Annotated in this window: 5 protein-coding genes; all 5 read right to left on the bottom strand. The window is 64.4% G+C overall.

Features of this window, described 5'->3' with window-relative positions; all coding sequences use genetic code 11:
* Nucleotides 1-12 precede the first annotated feature (12 nt).
* The 5 genes from QRN33_RS24310 to QRN33_RS24330 are packed head-to-tail and all read right to left on the bottom strand — an operon-like array spanning nt 13 to nt 23,101.
* Nucleotides 13-219, bottom strand: a complete 207-nt coding sequence (locus QRN33_RS24310; RefSeq protein WP_039762895.1) for an MbtH family protein — start codon at nt 217-219, stop codon at nt 13-15.
* Complete coding sequence (locus QRN33_RS24315) at nt 212-895, bottom strand: hypothetical protein (protein WP_285410605.1); 684 nt, start codon at nt 893-895, stop codon at nt 212-214. Before QRN33_RS24315 ends, QRN33_RS24310 begins: the two co-directional genes overlap by 8 nt.
* Complete coding sequence (locus QRN33_RS24320; RefSeq protein WP_285410606.1) at nt 892-9,984, bottom strand: hybrid non-ribosomal peptide synthetase/type I polyketide synthase; 9,093 nt, start codon at nt 9,982-9,984, stop codon at nt 892-894. The genes QRN33_RS24315 and QRN33_RS24320 overlap by 4 nt, the downstream gene beginning before the upstream one ends.
* On the bottom strand, nt 9,984-14,096 hold the full coding sequence (locus QRN33_RS24325; RefSeq protein ID WP_285410608.1) for a non-ribosomal peptide synthetase: 4,113 nt from the start codon (nt 14,094-14,096) through the stop codon (nt 9,984-9,986). Before QRN33_RS24325 ends, QRN33_RS24320 begins: the two co-directional genes overlap by 1 nt.
* Entirely contained in the window at nt 14,093-23,101 is a 9,009-nt protein-coding gene (locus tag QRN33_RS24330; protein WP_285410610.1) for a non-ribosomal peptide synthetase, read from the bottom strand. The genes QRN33_RS24325 and QRN33_RS24330 overlap by 4 nt, the downstream gene beginning before the upstream one ends.
* Nucleotides 23,102-23,103 lie beyond the last annotated feature (2 nt).

Here is a 23,103-nt window from a genome sequence, read left to right on the forward strand (position 1 = left end):
CCCTCACCTTTTTTATTGGAACGACACCGATGATTGCTCGTGCAGCGAACGCGGGCGCATGTCGATCCAGTGTTCGTTGATGTAATCCAGGCAGACCTGGCGTTCGCCACGCATCCCCGCCTCGTTCCAGCCGCTGGCCATCGGCTTGCCCGCCGGCCACAGGGAATACTGACCCTGGGCGTTGATCACCACATCGAATTGCAGGTGTGCGTCATTCATGTCGTTCTCCTGTTGAACGGGATTGCAGCGTGGCCAGACTCCGCCCGAGCCCGGCGGCGAGATGGTTGAATACGGCATGTCGCTGTTCGTCGCTCCAAGCGCAGGCCCCGACGTAAACCCGCACGGACGCCCCGCAGACCTGAGCGCAGGTGTCTGCATCGTCGTCCGCAAAGGCCCGGGCCGACACCTCGGCGTTGGCGCTGGCATGAGCCTGGGCAAACGCGGCGGCAGCAGCCTCGGTATTGAGTTGTGCGTAATACTCGGCGAACGCCTCGGCATCGCCGAAGTGCTCGGAAATCGTGGCGCTGTTCGCCGGTGCGAGGCCGTAGGCCATCGCACTGGCGTGGGCCTTGGCGTACGCCGCGTCGTAGGGGTAGGCCTTGCGGTACAGCGCCAGCAACACCGGTTTGAGCGTGGCCCGCCACTCGCCCTGACGCCCGATCACGCCGAGCGCCGCCCGCTGATGCAGGCTTTGCAACGCGAGCAGCGCCTGCTGATGTTCCGGCAAGGCTTCGCAGAGCATCGGCATGACCACGTCGGCCTGCCAGAGATGAAACAGCTGAAACGGCACCTGACTGCGCAATTGCCTCAAGCGCAAGGCCGCGTTCGAATCGGCTTCGCACAACACCTTGGTCAAGGCCAGCCACCATCGCGGCATCGAGATCGGATCATTCATGGCGCAGGCTCATCCGTACCGATCACCTCGGCCAGCAACCGCGCCCAGCGGCCCGCCACGATGCCGTAGTGATCGGTGTCGAGGGTTTGCCAGCTGCGCAACTGCGGCAGCAAGACCTGCCAATTGCATTGCAGGTCGTCCGGGTTCCAGGCATTGCCCAGCCCGTAAGGATTGGCCTGACCGGCGATGAACAGCCGCACCGCTGTGGTCGCCAGCGCCGGCGGCTGGAAGTCGAGCATGCTGCTCATGTTGTTGCGACAGCACACCGTCAGCCGTTGCAGATACGCCTGACGTTCCTCGGCCATGCCCTGCCCTTCAACCTCCGGCCAGCGCTGGGCGAACTCGCGTTGGAACACCTGCTCGATCGTCTGTTCGTCGATGCCGGCCAGTTCCGCACCGGCATCCGGCGCGGGCGGGTCGATCAGGTATAACAACGGTTGCCTGAATCCGTCAGCCTGGGCCTGATGACACAGAGCCTGCGCCACCCATGCACCAAATGACCAGCCTGCCAGGCGCCAAGTGCTGCCGTGCGGAAGGTGGGCCTTGATCGCCGCCTGATACCGGCGTGCACGTTCGTCCACGCTGATGTTCGGCAACTGCGGGAGACGCAGCGCCGGGTCGGCGATCACGCACACGCCCAATTCCGCCGGCAATGCCGAGACCAGTTCCCGATAGGCCTGCACATCACCACCCACCGGGTGGATCAGGTACAGCCAATCGCGGCCGGCACCGGCATGCCATTGATCAATCCGCACCGCGTCGTGCCAGTCGTGCGGTGCAGCCAGGGGCACCTCTTCAACCGTGGCGGTCGACACCAGCCCAAGCACTTCGCTCAGGCTGACCTTGTGGCTGAATTGCGACAGCTGGAATACCTCACCAGTGGCCGCTTGCAGTTCGTCGATCAGGTCGAGCAGCGTCAGCGAATCCGCGCCCAGGTCGTACAGTGAATCGTCGTCCTCCAGCTCGGCCACACCGAGCCACTTGCACAAACACTCACGCAGGCGCGTCGACAGATCCACGCCCTTCGGTGCCTCGACCACTGCGGCCACGGCACCATGGCGAACCGGATAGAACCGCCGCGCAGTGTCGATGCCGGTGGTGGAGATCAGTAGCTGCGGCAACTGCGTCGCCATCGCCAGATCGAACACCCGACAGCCCTCTTCGGCGGACAGGCCAACCGTCAGATGCTCCAGGTGCGCGGTGTCTGCGCTGTTGCTGGTGGTGGCCATGCCGATGTCGCGCCAGATGTCCCAGTTGATCTCCAGGCGCAGGCAAGCGTCGGTCGCGTTCGGGCGATAGTGGGTGAAGCCGTCGAGCACCCCGCTGGCCGCTGCGTAGTCCAGATGCCCCGCGCCGCCAAACAGTGCTGACATCGACGAGCAGTACAGGACAAAATCCGGCGTCAGGTGCTCGATCAAGGCCTCGACCGCCAGCATGCCGCGGGTCTTGGCGGCCATGGCCTGGGCCATTTGCCGCGCATCGCGGTGACGAATCAGGCTGCCTGCACCGACGCCCGCCGCATGAATCACCCCGCTCACACGACCGTAACGAACGGCCAGTTGATCGAGTACCTGCGGCCAGCGCGGCAGATCGGCGATGTCCGCTTTGATGCAGTCGATCCGCAAAGCGTAAGCCGCCAGAGACGCCGGCAATTGCCCCTGACGCGAGAGCAGCACCACCCGGCGTGCAGGTGCCTGCAGCAGGTGTTCGCACAAGGTCCGGCCGATACCGCCGCTGCCGCCCAGTACCAGGAACGTACCGTTTTCCGGCAGAAGCCCTGATGTCGTTGCCGGGCCGGTCAATGGCTGAGGCATTAAACGTGGCTGCCAGAGATAACCATCGCGCACCGCCATTCGCCGAGGCAATGAGACCGGATCGACCAACAACGCTGTCAACTCGCCCGCGTACGTTCCGAGGCGTGACGACGGCCAGTCCAGCCAGTGGCAACGCACCGGGTATTCCTGCGGCACCACTTCAGTGATGCCGGCCAGCGCTGCCAGTTCGGGCCGCTGAACCACGCCGTCCACCGGGCATGCCTGCCACGACATCAACCACAACCGAAGACGGGACGTACGCGGGGTTTGCCCCCAGGCCTGCATCAGCGCACTGACCGTGTCCAGACAGGCCCACTGCGCCAGATCCAGCGATTGCTCGTTGACTGCACCAGCCACCGCCAGTGGCAAGGCATGCAGCCAGTCGAGCTCGCCGAGTGCAGGTTCTGCGACCTCAGCGAGCAAACAGCTCAGGGCCTCAGCGTCCAGCGGATCAAGCTCGAAACGGTCCGTGCTCAGGCGTTTGAAACCGTTGCCGGTGCGCACTTGAATCACGCGTCGATACACAACGTTCAGGCTCGCCAGCAATGTCGATTCGGGCGCGTCATGGCTGCACAGAATCAGCACCTCACGGGATCCGGCCGTCGCTGTCGCGCTCAGGCGCCGGGTGCGCACCCACTGTCGCTGGTGGAACCAGTCCGCCAGCGGTTGTCGCTCAAGGGTTGGCGCATCAGGTTGAACAGCTACAGGTGGCTGGAAACGATACGGCTGAAGATCGAACGACGACGGCGGCAAATCCCAGGGCGGCGGTGCCGAGCGTTGTGGCCACTGGATATTCGCGCCTTCGTACCAAGCTTCCAGCAGCTCCTGCGGCGATTGATCACGGGCGATCAACGGCGCGCCCGAAGCGGTGATTTCCTTGATCGAGGTCGGCTGCAACGGAATGTCGTCACCCGGCCGGCAGACCATCGCGAAGCGCCAGCGCAACTGCCGGCGACCTGACTGCAAGTGCCGTAGCAACGCAGTCTGCTGTTCCGGGTTCGCGTGCAGGTATTCGCGAATCGCCGCGATATCGCGCAGCAACTCCGCCCGGCTATGCGCTGAAATCATCAGCAGCGGCAACGTTTCCTCAACAGTTTGCTGCGCCGTAGGTGCAGCACCAACGATGACATGCGCGTTGGTCCCGCCGATCCCGAAACTGCTGACACCGGCCAGTCGCCGCCGCCCTTGCGGCCATGGCCGGGACGTGGTCGGCACATAGAACGGCGAATGCTCCAGGTCGATCTGCGGGTTGATCCGGCCAAAACCCAGGTTCGGCGGCAGTACGCCATGGAACACCGCGAGGCTGGCGCGAATCAGCCCGACCACGCCCGCCGCCGCACCCAGATGACCGATCTGGCTTTTCACCGAGGCCAGCGCGCATTGGCCGGCCGGCGCATCGCCGAAAGCCTTGGTTAACGCCGCGACCTCGATCGGATCGCCGAGCAAGGTGCCGGTGCCGTGGGCCTCTACGTAGCCGATGTCAGTGCCGGTTACCCCGGCACGGCTCAAGGCATCGCGGATGACCGCGCTCTGCCCCGCCACCGACGGCGCGGTGTAACTCATCTTGGCCCGGCCATCGTTGTTCAACGCCGATCCCTCGACCAGCGCGTAAATCCGGTCGCCATCGGCCCGCGCCTTGGCCAGCGGTTTGAGCACCACTACGCCGTAGCCGCTGGCGCCAAGGGTGCCGCTGGCGTCGTCGCTGAACGGACGACACAAACCGTCGGCGGAGAAAATGTGCTGCGAGCGGTGCCGGTAGCCCTCGGTCAGCGTCGGGTCGATCAGCACCCCGGCCGCGAGCATCACGTCGCTGTCGCCCTGGCGCAGCATCGAACTGGCCAGGTGCACGGCGATCAGCGAGCTGCCGCAAGCAGCCTGCACGCTCAGGGCCGGGCCGTTCAGGTCCAGGTGATACGCGGCTTTGGTCGCCAGAAAATCCTTATCGTGATGCAGCGCCAGCTGGAAGCCGTCGGGCAAATCGTCGTCTGCGGTTTCACGCAGCATTTGCTGGAAGTAAGTGGCTTCGCCGCAACTGGCGATCAGGCCGATGCGCGGGCCATTCGCCGACGGGACGATGGCCGCGTGTTGCAGGGCCTGAACGCACGCCATCAGCAGATGCCGCTGTTGCGGGTCCATCAGGCGCGCTTCCTGGCGGCTGATGCCGAAGTACTCAGCATCGAAATCGAGCATGCCCGCCAGTTGACTGCGGGCGCCGACCAGCCCCTCGTCAGCGGCAAAGTGCTCAATGCCCAGCCGATTGCCTTGCACCAGCGCCCAGAACTCGGACAGGTTCTGCGCCCCGGCCACATTGACCGACATGCCGATGATCGCCATAGGCTGATGGCCTGCATCGGTCTGCCGTACACGCTCGGCCACGTCCACCGGCGCGGTCGACAGATGCGCCGCCAGACGTCGCACCGTGACGTATTCGAACAGCTCGGCCATTGTCACCTTGTGCGGCAGCTCTTCGGCGTAACGGCCATGCAAACGCATCAAGCCGAGGCTGGTGGCGCCGGCCTCGAAGAAGGTCTGCTCCGGTTCGATGTCCCGTCCGATCACGGCCTGGAACAACTCGCTGAGTTGCCGTTCCAGCGCGGTCAATTGAACAAGCGGTGTTGGCGTGCTGCGCCGCTCCAGGGCCTCGCCAACATTCGGCAAGGCCTTGCGGTCGATCTTGCCGCTGGGCGTGCGCGGCCAGAGGTCGATCCGCCGGTATTCATCGATTCGCACATGGGCCGGCAGCAGTTGTGCGACCTGACGATCCAGCTCACCGGATGTCGCAGGTTCGCCCTCGAGCTGCAGCCAGGCGATCAGCCGTGGCGGATCGGCCTGCACCGCCACCACCGCGTTGACCACTTCCGGCACCTGCATCAGCGCCGACTCGATCTGACCCAGTTCCAAACGATGGCCGCTGAGTTTGATCTGCTGATCGTCACGCCCCAGATAATGCAGGCAGCCCTGGGCATCGGCCCACGCCAGATCGCCGGTGCGGTAGTACAAATTGCCGTCTGCCAGCTCGACAAACCGCGCAGCGTTCAACACTGGATCAGCCAGGTAGCACCGGGCAACCATTGGCCCGGCCACCAGCAGGTAGCCACGGCAGCCGTTGGGCACCGGGCGGTCATGCTCATCGACCAGCAACAGCCGCGCATTGCCAACGGCATGGCCGATCGGCGCGCGCAACGACCAGTTCCGCGCCACGGACGGCAGGCGCAAGGCGCTGACCACGTGGGTTTCGGTCGGGCCGTAATGGTTGAACAGCGAGGCGTGCGGCATGCCGCCGAACCAGTTGCGCAGCGCATCGGTGCAAAGCAGTTGCTCGCCGGCCGTGATCACCTCGCGCAATGCCGAAGGGTAAATGCCCCGGGCCACGGCGGTTTGCGCCAGGTGCTGCAAGGCCACGTACGGTAGAAACAGGCGCTCGATCCGCGCCTCGACCATGTACTCCAGCAACGCCTCGGCGTCCTGACGCCAGCGCGGCGTGATCAGGTGATAGCACCCGCCGCCGCACAGGGTGCTGAAAATCTCCTGAAACGACACATCGAACGACAGCATCGAGAACTGCAGGGTTACCGCTTTCGCCGGCAACTGCCCTTCGGTGCGCTGCCATTGCAGCAGGTTGCACAGGGTGCGCTCCGACACTTGCACACCTTTGGGCGTGCCGGTCGATCCGGAGGTGAACAGCGTGTACAGCGGCCGTTCGCCGGCGTGGCGTCGACGTTCGAACGTTGTGGCATTGGCGCTCAGATCGACCCGATGGGTGGCGAATCGTCCGGCGTTCAGGTCATCCAGCGCTGACTTCGTCATATCGCTGAACAGCACGCAATGCGGTTGCGCCTGTTCCAGCACCTGGCGCTGGATCGCCACCGGATAGGCAGGATCCAGCGGCACGGCCGTCAGATTGAGTTTGGCCAGGGCCAGCAAGGCGACGATGTGTTCCACCGAGGCATCGAGGAACAGCACGACATGCAATGGCGCGTTCCCGACGGGCAACGGATGGCACTCGATCAGGTTTGCCGTCAGAGCATCGGCCAGCGCATTCAGTTCGCTGTAGGTAAGGCGCCGCTGGCCTTGAACCAGCGCAACCGCATCCGGCGTGCAATGCACTTGATGCTCGAACCCGTCCGCCAGTGTGTTGAACGGCAGCGCAGTCCCAGGGCCCTCACTGGCCGGGGGCAAACCACGTCGATACGGACCAAGCAAATCGTTGAGGTTGGCCGCCGGGGTTTCCAGCAACAGGTCCAGGCCTCGGCGAAACAGCGCATTCACTGCGCGCATCTGTTCGCCATCGAAGTAGCTGCACTGATATTCCCACCAGCATTCCAGTTGCGACCCGCTGCCCACCATCAACAGCGTCAGCGGGCACTTGGCGTGCAAGTACTCGTTGAATTGCAGCGTCGCGTGCAGGTTCGAATCGGCCAGCGCTGCGTAATCGGTGTTCTCCAGCACGAACATGAAATCGAACAGTAACGGGCTCGACGACAGCCGCAGGTCTTCCACCAGATCCGCCAGCGCCACGTCCTGCAACGCCAGCACCTCGCGCACCGTGGCGGTCTGCTTGCGCAACTGTTCGTCCAGGGTCGATGCCTGCTCGACGGCGGTCGGGATCAGCACGGTGTTGGCAAACATGCCGACCGTATCTTCGAACTCCGCCAGTGGCCGGTTGGACACCGGACTGGCGATCCGTGGCCGTTCGCACCCGGTCAGGGCGTACAGGCTCCAGGCGAAGACGCTGAACAGCACTTCGAAACGGGTCAGCCGTTGTTGGGTGCAAAAGCGTTCGAGGGCCGCGCTGCGCAGGGTGCCCAAAGGTTCCCGGTGCAACCGGGCGTCCGGGCTGATTTCGCGCATTGGCATCAATGCAGGCGGTTCTTCCTGACGGCGATGCAATTCGGCGAGGGCGCGGCGCTGGTCACGATAATGCGGATCGACGCTCCACTGGCGCTGCCACTGGCCAAACTCCAGCGTCGTCAAGCGGGCCGCGGGTTGCAGGCTGTCGCGGCCTTGCAGGACATCGCTGTAAAGCTGCGCCAGGTCGTCGAACAGCAGGTTCACAGACCAACCATCGACGATGATGTGATGCAGGTTCAGCAACAGCCGGCAGCTGCCATCGGCGAACGGCAACAGCCAAGCCTGAAACAGCTTCGGGGTGGTCAGGTCGAACGGCGCGGCGAACACCAGGTCGGCGAAGGCCTGCCAGTTGTCCTCGGTGAAATGCCCGACCGCAAAGATGCGACAGGTCGAGCCCTGCTCGGCGATTACCTGATCCAGTCCATCGGCACCCGCCACGAATGCCGTGCGCAACCCCGGATGACGCTGCACCAGACGCCCCAACGCCTCGGCCAGTGCCGCGACTTCGACACCTGCCGCCAGATTCAGAATCAGCGGTACGCTGTAGGCGGTCGAGGTCGGCGAGCGTTGTTGCAACAGCCATAGGCGGCGCTGTTCGGCGGTGGCCGGTAGGCGTTTTGCGCGACTGATCGCAGGCGCGGGTGGGTAGATCGACGCGCCGTTCGTTTCACCGCTCAGTTGTACGGCCAATGACGAGAAAGGCTCGTTGAGCAACGTATCGATCGCGATCTCGCGCTGCCAGCAGACACGGATCGCCGAACGCAGGCGCATCGCCTTGAGCGAGTCGCCGCCACAGCCCAGCCAATCGTCCTGCGCACTCAGAGCGGGTTGGCTGAGCAGCGAACGGGCCTGACTCAGCAACCAATCCAGCGCCGGTGATGCGTTTTCGTTATCCGGAGCCGTCAGGACTGGGTGCCACGGACTCAAACCTTGGGCCAGCAAGCTATCACGATCGATCTTGCCATTGGCCGTCAGCGGCAGGCGCTCCAGCAGGAACAACTGATTAGGCCGCATGTAAGGCGGCAGTTGTGCCCGCAGATGGTTTTCGAAAGCGTGATAGTCCAGAGCCCGGCGAGGCACGATGAACGCCAGCAACTGATGATCTTCCGCCGCCTGCCGCCGGGTGCAGACATACACCTGCGCCACACCCGGATGCTCCAGGATCCGTTGCTCCACCTCCCCCGGCTCGATCCGGAAACCCCGGATCTTCACCTGCCGGTCGACCCGCCCCAGGTACTCGATCAAGCCTTGGATATTGCGCCGCACCAGATCGCCGGTGCGGTAATGCACCTGCGCGCCACCGTCGAGGTCGGGCAAACGGACGAACTGGCGGGCGGTTTCTTCGGGCCGGTTGCGGTAGCCACGGGCGACACCACTGCCACTCAAATACAGCTCGCCGACCTCGCCTGCCGACACCGGACGTTGCTGCGCATCCAACACCTGCACACCGGTATCCGGCAACGGCCGGCCAATGGGCGCCGAGTCGCCGGCAAAATCGCGGCTGATCGGCCAGCACAGGGCAAACGTGGTGCATTCGGTGGGGCCGTAGACGTTGAAGATCCGGCAGCGGCTCTCAGGATTGGCCCGATACCACCCGCGCACGGCGGCAGCGCTGATCTGCTCACCGCCGATCAGCACCTGACGCATGCTGGAAAAGCACGACGGCCACTCGGCAATCATCGTGTTGAACAGCGACACCGTCATGAACAGGTTGTCGACCTGCGTGCGCTCCAGCACCTCGGCCAGTCGACGCGCATCCAGCACGTCCTCGTCAGCGATCAGGACGCAGCAACCGCCGTTGAGCAGCGGCGCCCACAGTTCGAAACTGCACGCATCGAATGCCGGGTTGGACAGGCAGGCAAACCGGTCCGTCGGGCGAATCTCGATATAGCTGTCGGTGGACGCCAGTCGCAGCAAGCCGCGCTCGCCAACCTCAACCGCTTTCGGCGTGCCGGTGGTGCCCGAGGTGTAGAACAGGAACATCACCTCGGCGAAGTCTTCGGCCAGTGTTTGCGGCGCAGCGTCCGGCTGATCGAGCAAGGCCTCGACGCTGGTTTGCCACAGTGAAGGCGACCACAACGATTCGTCATTCAGGGTAATCAGGCCGACACACGCCGCATCCGCCAGCATCAGTTCCCGGCGTTGGCGCGGGCTGGCCCGGTCCAGCGGCACTACTACCGCGCCAACTTTCAACGCGCCGATAATCGCCGCCAACCACTGCCAGCATCGCGGCATGCACAGCGCCAGCGACTGGCCGGGCTCGACGCCGCGCGCCAGCAACCCTCGGGCGATGCGTTCGCTGGCGCTGGCCAGTTGGGCGTAAGTCAGCCTGACCGACTGATCGATCACCGCCGGGGCTTGCGGATTGCGCGCCACCTGCTCGGCAAAACGCGCGAGCAACGGCCTGTCATTGGACGCACTCATTATTTCGCCTCCTGCGCGTCGAAGCGTTGCAGCTCCCGACGGATGATTTGCGAGACCCGGTGGATTTCCGCGCTTTCGAGCATGTCCCAGTGCCCGCCGCTGACCAGTTTCGCCAGATAGCCGCTGCCCGCGCGGCGACGCCAGAAGCCGCGCAGTTCATGCAACTGATGGCGGCTGAAATCTTCCCGCGCCTGGATCAGCACCACACGACCGGCGCGCGGCGAGCACTCATAAGCGGCCATGGCCAGCCGGTTGTGGTTGTAGATGTTGAAATAGCGCTCGACCTGGGCGTCTTCGATGCCGGGGTACATGCCGTTGAAGCGCACCAGTTTGTCGCGAAACTCGACCATGTCCACGGTGCCGATCTGCTCGCGGAAACCGGGGTCGTCGCTACCCTGGGTGTCAAGCAGCACCACCGTCACCTGACCATGCCCCGCCGCCGTCAACCGTCGCGCCATTTCATAGGCTACGAGGCCGCCGAACGACAACCCGGTGAGGATCAGCGCTTGCTGTGTCAGCGGCTCAATCTGGCGCAAGTAGGCCTCGGCCATCGCTTCGACCGTCGGCTCGGTGCTTTCCCCCGGATTCAGCCCCGGCGATTGCACGCCGTAGACGCCTGTTGTATCCGGCAGCACCTTGGCCAGCGATAGGTAGCAGAACGCCGTGCCGCCCGCTGGGTGAATGCACACCACGTTGTGCTGGCCGCTGCCGCGTCGGAATTCGATCAGGTTGCTCTGGGCCAGCGCCGGGTTGGCCCCGACCCGCAGCCAGCCGCCCAGCGCTTCGATGGTCGGGTAGCTGAGCACCACGCGCACCGGCACTTCGACCGCGAACTGCTGGCTGATTTCATGGGCCATTTTGATTGCAGCGATGGAGGTGCCGCCGACATTGAAAAAGTTGTCGCGAATGCCGATCTGCGGCGCCAGCAACAGGCTTTTCCAGATCTGGTACAACGCCAGTTCGATGTGATCGCGCGGGCTGCTCAGGTTGACCTGGCGGTTGGTCATCTCTTCATCCGCCAACGCTGTCAGCGCGGTTCGGTCGACCTTGCCGTTGGCGGTCAGTGGCAGCGCGTCAAGCCACAGGTAGCTGCCGGGGATCACCGCTCTGGGCAGTGTCGTCGCCAGATGGGCGTGCACCGCTGCTTCGTCCACGGTCTCGGCCACCACGCAACAGGCCACCAGCCGCTGATCCTGCGCTGCTTCGCCGACCATCAGCACCACGGCGCTGCGAATGCCGGGAAACGCTTCGAGCCGGGCCTCGATCTCGCCCAGTTCCAGACGCACGCCGCGCAACTTGACCTGAAAGTCGTTGCGACCGAGAAATTCCAGTTGACCGTCCGCGCGATAACGCGCCAGATCGCCGCTGCGATAGAGCCGATCGCCTGTCACAAACGGATTGTCGATAAAGCGCTCGGCACTGAGCTGCTCCAGTCCCAGATAGCCACGGGCCACGCCCACGCCGCCGATGTGCAGATGTCCGGTCACGCCCACCGGCACCGGCTGGTCGCGGTCATCAAGCACGTAAAAACGGTTATTGGAAATCGGCCGGCCGATCGGCAGTTGCCGGGCCGGCACCTCGGCGCCAGGCTCCAGGGTCCAGATGCTGTTGATCACCGTGGTTTCGGTCGGGCCGTAGACGTTGTGCAGCCGCGCATGGGGCAGGCGCTCCTGAAAGCGACGGGCCAGAGCCGGTGGCAGTTCACCGCCGCCGCTGAACACGTCAGTCAGCGACGCACACTGGCTGACCTCGTCGACCTCCAGAAACAGCTGTAGCATCGCCGGCACGAACACCAGCGCCGTGACCTTCCGTTCGCGCACCTCGCGCGCCAGATACGCTGGTTCGTAATGCCCGCCGGGCCGCGCGATCACCAGCCGCCCGCCAGTTGCCAGCGGCCAGAACGTCTCCCACGCCGAGGCATCGAAACCGAACGGAATCTTGTGCAGCATCGCCCCCGCTTCGCCGCAGACCTGCAAACACCACAGCAGCAGGTTGCTCAGGCCACGGTGGGCGACCATCGCCCCCTTGGGCAAACCGGTGGTGCCCGAGGTGTAGATCACGTAGGCGAGGTGGTCAGGGGTGACGCCGACATGGCGCGGATCAAGATTGTCCGCCGGCAATGACGCCCAGCTCGCGGCATCTTTTTCGAGGTCGAGAATCGGCGCTTCCCAGGTCGAGCCTTGCACGGCTTGCCGCAGGATAGCGTGCGCCGAGCCGAGGGTCAGCAGCACCGCCGGCGTGCTGTCACCGAGCATATGGCTCAGGCGCCCCAGCGGATAATCCGGATCCAGCGGCACGTAGGCGCCGCCGGCCTTGAGCACTGCCAGCAACGCGACCGGCAACTCCAGCGAGCGCTCGATGCACACCGCTACGCGTACATCCGGGCCGACGCCCAAGTTGCGCAAGTGCCGCGCCAGGCGGTTGGCCCGGGCATTGAGTTCGGCGTAGTCAAGCGACTCACCCTCGAACACAACTGCGCAGGCCTGAGGGTTGCTCGCTGCCTGCGATTCGACCAGTTGATGCACGCAGGGCGCCGCTTGCGTCAGTGGCGCGGCGCGGTTGAAGTCCACCAGCATCTGCTGACGCTCCGCCTCGTTCATCAACGGCAAGGCATTGATCGGTTGCTTGGCGTCGGCGGCGATCTGCTCGAGCAGGTGGCGGTAGTGCCCGCTCAGGCGTTCGATGGTCGCAACGTCGTAGAGGTCGGTGTTGTATTCCACCAGCAAGTCCAGGCGCCCTGCCCGCTCGACCCATTCGAATGCCAGATCGAACTTGGCCGTGGCACTGCTGGTGCCGTACGGCGCCAGTTCCAGAGCGGGCATCTGCACCGCGTTGCCTGGGGTGTTCTGCAGCACCAGCATCACCTGGAACAACGGTGAGTGACCGGGATCGCGCGGCGGGTTGACGGCCTCGACCACGCGATCGAACGGCACGTCCTGATGGGCGTGGACGTCGAACATCTGCCCCCGCACCTCACGCAGCAGTTCAGCGAAGGTCTGCTGCGGATTCAGGCGCTGACGCAGCACCAGCGTATTGACGAAATGACCGATCAGCGGCTCGATTTCCGGACGATTGCGATTGGCGAACGGCGTGCCGATGCACAGATCCTGCTGACCGCTGTGGCGCCACAGCAGCACCGCCAATGCGCCCAGCAACACGTTGAACAGCGTGCCCTGGGTCTGCCGGGCCAGCGCGGTGAGTTCACGCAAGGTGCCGTTATCGACGGACGAACTGAACGTGGCCCCGACAAAGCGCTGCACCAGCGGTCGCGGCCGGTCGGCGGGCAAGGTCGATAACAGCGGCGCGTCGTCCAGGGTGCGGCGCCAGTAATCGAGTTGCGCGTCCAGCGCCGCACCACCCACCCGCTGTTGCTGCCAGCACGCGTAATCGGCGTATTGCACCGACAACGGCGCAAGAGTCGAGGTTTCGCCACGCAGATAATCGCCGTACAGCGTGGCGATTTCATGCAGGATCACACCCATCGACCAGCCGTCGGCGATGATGTGATGCACGCTGTACAGCCACAGGTATTCATCGTCGGCCACGTGCAGTAACGATGCCCGCAGCAGTGGGCCGGCGGCCAGATCGAACGGCGCCCGGGCATCCTGTTCGACGGCGATTCGCACTTGCTGCTCACGCTCGTCGGCAGGCACTTGGCGCAGATCCGTCACCGACAACGACAGCGGCATCGACGAATGCACCACCTGACGCGGTTCACCGTCCACGCTGCAAAACGTCGTGCGCAGGACTTCGTGGCGGGCCACCAGTTGGTTGAGCGCCCGCTCCAGCTGCGCGACGTCCAACTGCCCTTTCAGCGTTACCGCCGTCGGCACGTTGTAGAACGGGTTGCCGGGTTCCAGTTGATCAAGAAACCACAGTTGCCGTTGCGAAAACGACAATGGCCAGGCCCCGTGCGCACCTGCACGACGGGGAATTACCGCGTCATCTTGCCCGCCGAGCAAGGCGATCAGTTCCTGTTTGTGACGCTTGAGCGCCTGGGTCAGTTGTTCGGTGAGAAACCCGCGCGGCGCCTTGCAGCGCAGCCTGTCACCGTCAACCTCGAGCACCACGCCATGGCGAGCGAACAACGCCAGCAATTGATCGGCAGTCATACTTCGAATTCCTCCATGTCTTCATCGTCCAGGCTGGCGGTCACAGGCTCGATGGCAAACGCCTCGACTGGCGCGCGGTGTCGTTCATCGGCCGTGCGCAGGCCGCCGATCATCGAGTAGATCAATTCATGGCTCGGCCCGAGGTCGAACAGCGTGGTCAGTTGCTGTTCTTCGACCGAGCCGATGCCGCACAGGCCCAGGCCCTGCTCGACGGCGGTCATGCTCAGCAACTGGGCCATGGCGCCGCTTTCGATGTGGCAGAAGTCGCGGCTGCGCTCGCCATACAGCGGACGAATCGCCGCCATGTCGGCGATGAAGAACAGCGAGAACGCGGCGTTCTCGTACACCGGACGGTTGACGAAATAGTCATAGGTGTCCGGGTCGAGCGCTCCGCTCTGGAGCGCCAGCAGACGATGCTGGCGGGGATCGTAGTAATACGCGCCGCCGGGCACGCCGAGCACGCGATCCGGCTTGACGTAGAGGTACGCCTGAATCGGGTACAGCCCGCCCGCCGACGGGAACTGGTATTTCACCTCGCCATCGAGTTGCCCTTGGGCCAACGCCGCCAGTACGTGCGCGAAGGCCCGGGTGGCGATCGGTTGCCGATCGTATTGGCGCACCGAGCGGTAATTGCTGAAACGTCGGGCGAAGTCCGGGTCTTGCGGCAGGTCCAGCGCCAGCGCCGGCAGGGTCTGAGCGAAGTCGCGGCGTCCGCGTTGTTCGGCCTTGAACTGCGCCCGCTGCTGGGGATCTTCGATGATGTCCTGTACGGGATCCGAGGCCTGCTGCATGTTGCCGAGCACATCCTGCCGCGCCCGGTTCTGGCGGTACATGCCAAGCAGATGCAGCAACGTCGGTTGGGCCAGCAGTTGCGCCACATGCGGGCGGAACTGCAAGGCGCCGGACAAGGCGTTGCTGATCCTGACGATATCGATCGACGTTGCGCCGAGGTTCAGCAGATTGGCGTTGGCGGCAATGGAATCGCGCTTGAGCACGTCCTGCACGATTGCCACCAGCCGTTGCTCCTGCGGGCCATCGACTTCGATCGCCGGCCCTTGCTCCTCGATCTGCTCCGGTTCCGGCAGGCGTTTCTTGTCGACTTTGCCGTTGGACGACAACGGCCACGCTTCAACAAAGGTGAACGACGGCGGAATCATGTAGGCCGGCAGTTTGTCGCTCAGGTACGCGCTGAAATCGTTGGCCTGCAACGCCGGATCGGCCTTGAGCACATAACCCGCCAGACGCTTCTCGCCCAGCGCGCTGCCCAAAATCCGCACCACCGCGCTCTGCACGCCGGGATGGCGATTGAGCGCGGCTTCGATTTCGCCCAGCTCGATGCGATAACCCTGAACCTTGACCTGATTGTCTTCGCGGCCGAGGAATTCGATGTTGCCGTCCGGCAGCAAGCGCCCCAGGTCGCCGGTGCGATACAGGCGCTCACCGGTCAGTGGATGATCAAAGAAACTGCCGGCGCTGAGCTTGTCATCGCGCCAGTAACCTTTCGCCAGACCGATACCGCCGATGTACAGCTGCCCCGCGACCCAGGTCGGGCGCACCTGCAGCGTTTCATCCAGCACGTAGAAGCGCTGATGATCGAGGGCCTTGCCGTAGGGAATGCTGCGCCACGCCGGGTCGACATGCTGCACCGGGTAGCAGATCGACCAGATCGACGCTTCGGTGGCACCGCCCAGGCTGATCAACTGCAAATCCCGCTGCAAGGCCCAGGCCCGCTCGGGCAGAGTCAATGGAATCCAGTCACCGGACAGCATCGCCACCCGCAGGCTGGCGGGCAACGCGCCGCCCTCGCCCTCTACGTACTCGACCAGCATGCCGAGCAGCGCCGGGACCGAGTTCCACACGCTGACCTGGTGACGTTCGATCAACGCCAGCCAGTGCGCCGGATCAAGTGACAATTGCGGTTCGAGGATGACCACCGCCGCGCCCACGGCGAGGGTGCCGAAGAAGTCATAGACCGACAGGTCGAAGCTCAGCGACGAGATCGCCAATACGCGGTCGTTCGGGCCGACGGCAAAGCGTCGGTTGATGTCGAGCAAGGTGTTGACCGCACCGCGATGATCGATCACCACGCCTTTGGGCTGGCCGGTGGAACCCGAGGTATAGATCACGTAAGCCAGGTCGCTTTCGTTCACCTGCACCGGTTGCAGTGGCAGTACATCGTTTGAGACTTCATCGCTCACCGCGATGGCCGTGACTTGCGCCGGCCATTCGATTTTGTCGAGCAGCGCTGGTTGGGTCAGGGCCAGACTCGCCTCGGCCCGCTCCAGAATATGCCGCAGCCGTTCCGCCGGCTGAGTCGGCTCGATGGGCAGATAAGCGCCGCCGGCATACAGAATCGCCAGGGTCGCGACCACTTGCTCCCAACCGCGCTCCATCACCACCGCGACCAAGCGGTTCGGCAGCACGCCTTGCGCTTGCAGACGGGCGCCGAGTTGCCGCGCCTCGTCGCGTAGCTGGGCGTACGTCAGCTGTCGCGCACCGATTACCGCCAGTGCATCCGGCGTGGCGAGGGCCTGACGTTCGAACAAGTCGTGCATCAACGGCAGCGTGTGCTGGTTGTCGACCGGTGCCGGCAAGCGTGCCTGCGGCAACAATTGCGGCGTGTTTGCGCCCCAGGCTGCCGGCTCGCACAGGCTGTCGAGCAGCGTGTTATAGGCGACGAACATCTGCTCGATCATCCCTTGCGGGAACAGTTCGTCGATGCTGTCCCAGTTGAACAGCAGGCGTCCTTCCAGCTCCAGCAACGTGTGGTCGAGCCACACCTGCGGGGTCTGGGTGATGCTGTGCATGTGCCTGGCATTCAACGCGTCGGCGAGATTGAACTCGGCCAGTTCCGGCGCCGCTTCCGACAGTGTGCTGTTGAACACGATCGGCATCGCCGTCTGCTGCACGCCCCGGGCCTGGGACAATTCGCGCAGTACTCGCACACCGCTGACCACCGAATGGTCGATATCGCGCCACAGTTGCGCCTGCACCGCGCGGGCCTTGTCGGTGAAACTCTGCGAACCGTCGATGCCGACTTCCAGCAGCACCAGCGAGGTGAAGTCGCCGATGATTTCGTCTACATCGGGATGCAGCGGCATGCGGTTGAACAGCGGCAGGCTCAGGGTGAAACGCGGCGTGCGGCTCCACAGTGCCAGCACTTCGCTGAACGCGGTCAGCAGCATCACCGACGGCGTCACGGCAAACTGTTTAGCCACGGCTTTGAGCTGCGCCCACTGCGCCGCCGACATGTCGCGGTCGCGGCGGGTGAAGTGCGGGTTGGCGATGCTTTCCGGCTGGCGCACCAACGGCAGGTCCGGCGCCGGGGCCAGAGTGGTCACCCGCTCACGCCAGTAGCCCAGCGCCTGCTCGTAGCGGCGGCCATCGCGCAGCTGTTGTTCGGCCAGCACATAGTCGCGGAAAGTCAGGCCCGGTTCCGCCAGTTCCAGCGTCGGATCGACGTAGAACGCCATCAGTTCGCGGGCGAGAATCTGCGTGCTCGCCGCGTCGACGATCAGCGCGTCGAGGCTGATGTGCAGATGGGTGATGCCGTCGTCGAGCAACGACAGGCTGAACTCGAACAGCGGCCAGCGACTGGCGTCCAGCACCTGGTGGGACTGGCGTTCGCGGGTCGCCTCAAGGGCGCGTTGCGCTTCATCAGCGGGCAACCCGCGCAGGTCGCTGCGCGGCATATGGTAGGTCGGCACCTGCCCCAGTACCTGTTGCGTGCCGTTGCTGAGGAACACCACGCGCAGCATGTCGTGGCGCTGGATCATGCGGTTCAGCGCACGCTCGAAACGCTCGGCGTCGAATTCGGGAATGCGCAGTTCTTCGTAGCCGTGGGCACTGACGCCGCCCAGACTGACCGTGGCCTCGCGACCGAACCAGTAGGCTTGCTGAATATCGGTAAGAGGGAACGGTTCATGTCGATTGCCGCGATCCGGCTCGAGCTGGATGAATGCCGGTTCAACGCTTTGCTCTTCACGCGACACCTGCGCCGCCAGATCCAGCAACACCGGGGTCTGGAACAGGCTGCTCAGGGACAGTTGCGCGCCCATGCGCTGGTTGATCGCGTAGATCATCCGCGTCGCCAGCAGCGAGTGGCCGCCGAGGTCGAAGAAGTTGTCGTGGATGCCGACCCTTTCGCACTTGAGGACTTCGGCCCAGATCCCGGCCATCTGACGCTCAATGTCATTGCGCGGCGCCTCGTAAGTCGCCCCGGCACTGCGTTCCGGCGCTGGCAGCGCCTGGCGGTCGAGCTTGCCGTTGCGGGTCAGCGGCAATTGCGACAGGCGAACCCAGGCACTCGGGATCATGTGTTCGGGCAACTGGCGTTGCAGTTCAGCGCGCAGGCATTCAGGGGGCGCGGTGCCGACCACATAGGCCACCAGACGTTTGTCCCCGGCCACGTCCTCACGCAGCAACACGGCGGCTTCCTGTACGCCGGGTTGTTGATGCAACAGGCTGTCGATCTCGCCGAGCTCGATGCGGAAACCGCGCAATTTCACCTGTTGGTCGATGCGTCCCAGGTATTGCACGTTGCCGTCGGCCTGTAACTTCGCGAGGTCGCCGCTGCGGTACATCCGCCCGCCCGGCTCGGCACTGAACGGGTCCGGCAGGAAGCGTTCGGCGGTCAGGTCCGGGCGGTTCAGATAGCCACGGGCCAGGCAAGCGCCAGCGATGTACAACTCGCCTGCCACGCCGATCGGCACGGGATTCAGATATTCGTCCAGCACGTACAGCCGCGCATTGGCGATGGGGCGGCCAATGGGCGGCGCGTCCGGCCAGGATTCGGCCGCGTTGCAATCGAGGCTGAATTGGCTGACCACATGGGTTTCGGTCGGCCCGTACTGGTTGTGCAACTGCGCGCCGCCGAGCCCGCGGACAAAGCCACGCAGCTCGTCATTGATTTGCAGGGCTTCACCGGCGGTGATGATCTCGCAGCCGCCGGCCGGCATCGGTGCATCGGCCTCGGTCAGGCCGGCGAGTTGCTGCAACACGGCGAACGGCAGGAACGCCCGCTGTACACCTTCGGCCACCAGGGTCGGGCGTAGCGCGGCGAGGTCCTTGCGACTGTCTTCGGTCATCAGCAACAGGCTGCCGCCCTGGCACAGCGTGCTGCAGATTTCCTGGAACGAGACGTCGAAATTCAGCGAGGCGAATTGCAGCACCCGCTGCGGTGCCCTGGCCTGATCGAGTTGCCAGGTGATCAGGTTGTCCAGCGCACGACGGCTGTGGGCCACGCCTTTGGGGCGTCCGGTGGAGCCGGAGGTGTAGAGCACGTAGCCGAGGTGTTCCGGTGTCACCGTGACCTGCGGGTCATCCGTCGGGTGTTGCGCCCATTGCGATGCGTCAGTGTCCAGGCAGCAGATTTTCGCCTCGTTAGCCGGTAGCCCGGCCATCAGGCTCGATTGCGTCAGCAGCAAGGTAGGCGCCGCATCACTGAACATGAACGCCAGGCGTTCGCTCGGGTAAGCCGGATCGAATGGCACATACGCTGCACCGGCCTTGAGGATCGCCAGCAGGCCGATGACCATTTGCGGCGAACGCTCCAGGCACAGGCCGACGCGATGCTCGGGGCCGACGCCTTGTTCGATCAGGTAACGCGCGAGGCGGTTGGCGGCGCGATTCAGTTCGCCGTAGCTCAGTTGCTCACGGTCGGCGAGCAACGCCACGGCGTCGGGTGTTTGCCGGGCGAGGCTTTCGAAACGCGCCACGCAACCGGGTAGCGACGCGGTTTCCCGGGCGGTGCGGTTCCAGTCATGAACGATGCGCTGGTGTTGCTCGGCGCTCAGCAGCTTGATCCCCGCCAGCGACTGCTCGCTATTCTCGAACATCTGCGTCAGTACCCGACGCAAGTACTCGCCGAACTGCTCGACCGTGCCGCGCTCGAACAGGCCCGAAGCATATTCCAGACCGCCGACGATCCGCCCGTCACGCTCACTGAGGGCCAGTTGCAGGTCGAACTTGGCCACGTGATGGCTGCTCTCGACGGGGGTCACCTCAAGCCCGGTCAGCAGCAGATCGGAATCCTGATCCTGTTCCCAGGCAAACAGCACCTGGAACAGTGGACTGTGGGCCAGACTGCGCGGCGGGTTGAGCAATTCCACCACTTGCTCGAACGGCAGGTCCTGATGCTCCTGAGCCTCCAGCGCCACTCGCCGCGCCTGTTGCAGCCATTGCGCCACCGACGGCGTACCCGATTGAGTCATCCGCAGAGCCAACGTATTGACGAAGAAACCGATCAGCCCTTCCAGTTCCTGTTGCGGGCGGTTGGCCGACGGCACGCCGATCACCACGTCGCTTTGCCCCGACAGGCGCGACAACAACAGCGAAAAACCGGCCAGCAGAGTCATGAACAGCGTCGTGCCTTGCTGCATGCCCAGGGCTTTCAATCGCGCGGTCAAAGCTTCGTCGAAGACCAATGGAACAAAGCCGCCGAGGTAATCCTGCACGGGCGGGCGCTTGTGATCGGTCGGCAGCTCCAGCAGCACCGGTGCGCCGCTTAGGGTTTCACGCCAGTAACGGCTTTGCTGCTCCAGAACGTCACCGGACAGCCACTGTTTTTGCCACACGGCGTAATCCACGTACTGCACCGGCAATGGCGGCAGCGGATCGTCGCGATCCTGCAACGCCGCTGCGTACAGTTGGCCGAGCTCGCGGGTGAGCACGCCCATCGACCAGCCGTCTGAGATGATGTGGTGCTGGGTCAGCAACAGCACATGGTCATCCGCCGCCAGCCGCACCAGGCTGACCCTCATCAGCGGGCCGCGGCTCAGATCGAACGGTACGGCGCCCTCCTCGTCGATCAAGCGGCTCAGGCGTTTTTGCGCATCGTTCCCCTGCACGTCAATCACCGTCAGCCGGATACTGTGCGCAGACGGCGAAACCAATTGCCGCCCTTCCCCTTCATCGGCAATGAACGTCGTGCGTAGCGCCGCATGGCGCGCCACCAGTTGATTGAAGCTGTGTTCGAGTGCTGCCACGTCCAGCGAACCGCGCAAACGCAGGTTCAACGGCATGTGATAGGCGGCGTTGCCACCCTCCATTTGCGCCAAAAACCACAGGCGCTGCTGAGCAGACGACAACGTTTGCGCGCCCGAGCGTTCAAGGGTTGTGATGGCTGGACGAGCCGCCGCCTGACTGGCGTGCAGCCGTTCGGCGAACTCAGCCAGAACCGGCGCGGCAAACAGCGTCGAGGGTGCCACTTCCAGCCCCAGCGCATGACGAACCTGCGCCAGCACGCGCATCACCAGCAGCGAGTGACCACCGAGGGCGAAGAACTGATCCTGACGCCCGACCTGCTCGACGCCGAGCACGTCGGCCCAGATTGCGGCGAGCGCTGTTTCCAGCGGGCCTTGTGGTGCCTGATACTCCTGCTGCTCGAACGCCTCGATGTCCGGCGCCGGCAGGTTTGGTCGATCGACCTTGCCGTTGGCGGTCAGCGGCAACGCATCGAGACGCACGAAGGCGGTTGGCACCATGTAGTCCGGCAGACTGGTTTGCAGCTGTTCACGCAGCGCGCGCGGGCTCAGCGTTGAGTCTGGTTTTTCGCAGTAGTAGGCCACCAGACGCGGTTCACCGGGACTGTCCTGACGCAGCAACACCACGCTTTCCCGCACGCCCGGAATGTCCGCGAGCCGGGTTTCGATTTCCCCCAGCTCCAGACGCAGCCCGCGCAATTTGGCCTGGGAATCGTTGCGGCCGAGGAATTCCAATTGGCCGTCGGCCCGGTAACGCGCCAGATCGCCGGTGCGATACAGACGCTCGCCCGCCACGAACGGGCTGTCGATGAAACGCTCAGCGGTCAGTTGCGGCAGGTTCAGATAACCGCGCGCCACGCCGACGCCACCGATGTACAGTTCACCGGCTCCCCCCTCGGCAACCGCTGTACCGTAGGCGTCGAGCAGGTAAATCCGGGTATTGGGCAGTGCCCGGCCGACGGGCAACACCGCGTCGATCTGGCTGCCTTCGGTGAATTCAAAACAGGTGCTGTCGATGCTCGCCTCGGTGACGCCATACGCCTGGACGATCTGCACCTGCTCACCGCACAGCCTGCGTAATTGCCGGGCGCTGTGGGCGGTCCAGATGTCGGAGCCGCAGACCACGGTGCGCAGGAACGACAGGTCGTGGCCGGTCTCTTCGACCCACGCCAACAGTGGATTGAGCAGCGCCGGCACGAAGTCGGCAAAGCCGATGCGCGCGTCACGTATCAAGCGATACAGGGCCGGCGGGTCCATCAGGGTGTCCCGTGGACACAGCACCAGCGTGCCGCCAAAACCCAGCGCACGGATCAGGTCGGCGCTGAACACGTCGAAGGAAAAACCGGCCATTTGCAGGTGGTTGATCGGCTCGCCCAACTCATAGAGCTGCGCCCAGTCAGCACTCACCGCAACCAGCCCGCGATGCTCGACCATCACGCCTTTCGGGGTGCCGGTGGAGCCGGAGGTGTAGATCACGTAAGCCAGGTGACGGGGTGTCAGGCCGATCGCGTGAGGATCAAGGTTGTCAGCCGCAAGCGCAGCCCAATCGCGGGCGTCGGCCAGATCCAGCAGAGTGGGGGTGGTCGCCGACTGTTCGAGCGCCGCCCGCAAAACAACGCGCGCCTGTCCATGGGTCAGCACCACCGGCGGTGCGCTGTCGGCCAGCATGTGCGCCAGCCGCGCCTGCGGATAAGACGGGTCCAGCGGCACATAGGCGCCGCCGGCCTTGAGCACCGCGAGTACGCCGACCAGCATTTCCAACGAACGCTCCAGGCACAGTCCGACTCGCACGTCCGGCCCGACCCCGAGCTTGCGAAGGTGATGGGCCAACCGGTTGGCGCGGGTGTTCAGTTCACGATAACTGAGCGCCTCCTGCTGCCAGCGTGCGGCGATGGCATCAGGGTTGCGCAGCACCTGCGCCTCAAACAGGCCGTGCACGCACAGGTCTGCATCGAACGGTTTCAAGGAGCAAACGTCGGGCTGCGTTGGATTCGTCCCACGCAAGGAGGTGTTATCGAGCATCG

This window comes from Pseudomonas sp. FR229a (assembly GCF_030209115.1).
GTDB classification, from domain to species: Bacteria; Pseudomonadota; Gammaproteobacteria; order Pseudomonadales; family Pseudomonadaceae; genus Aquipseudomonas; species Aquipseudomonas moraviensis_A.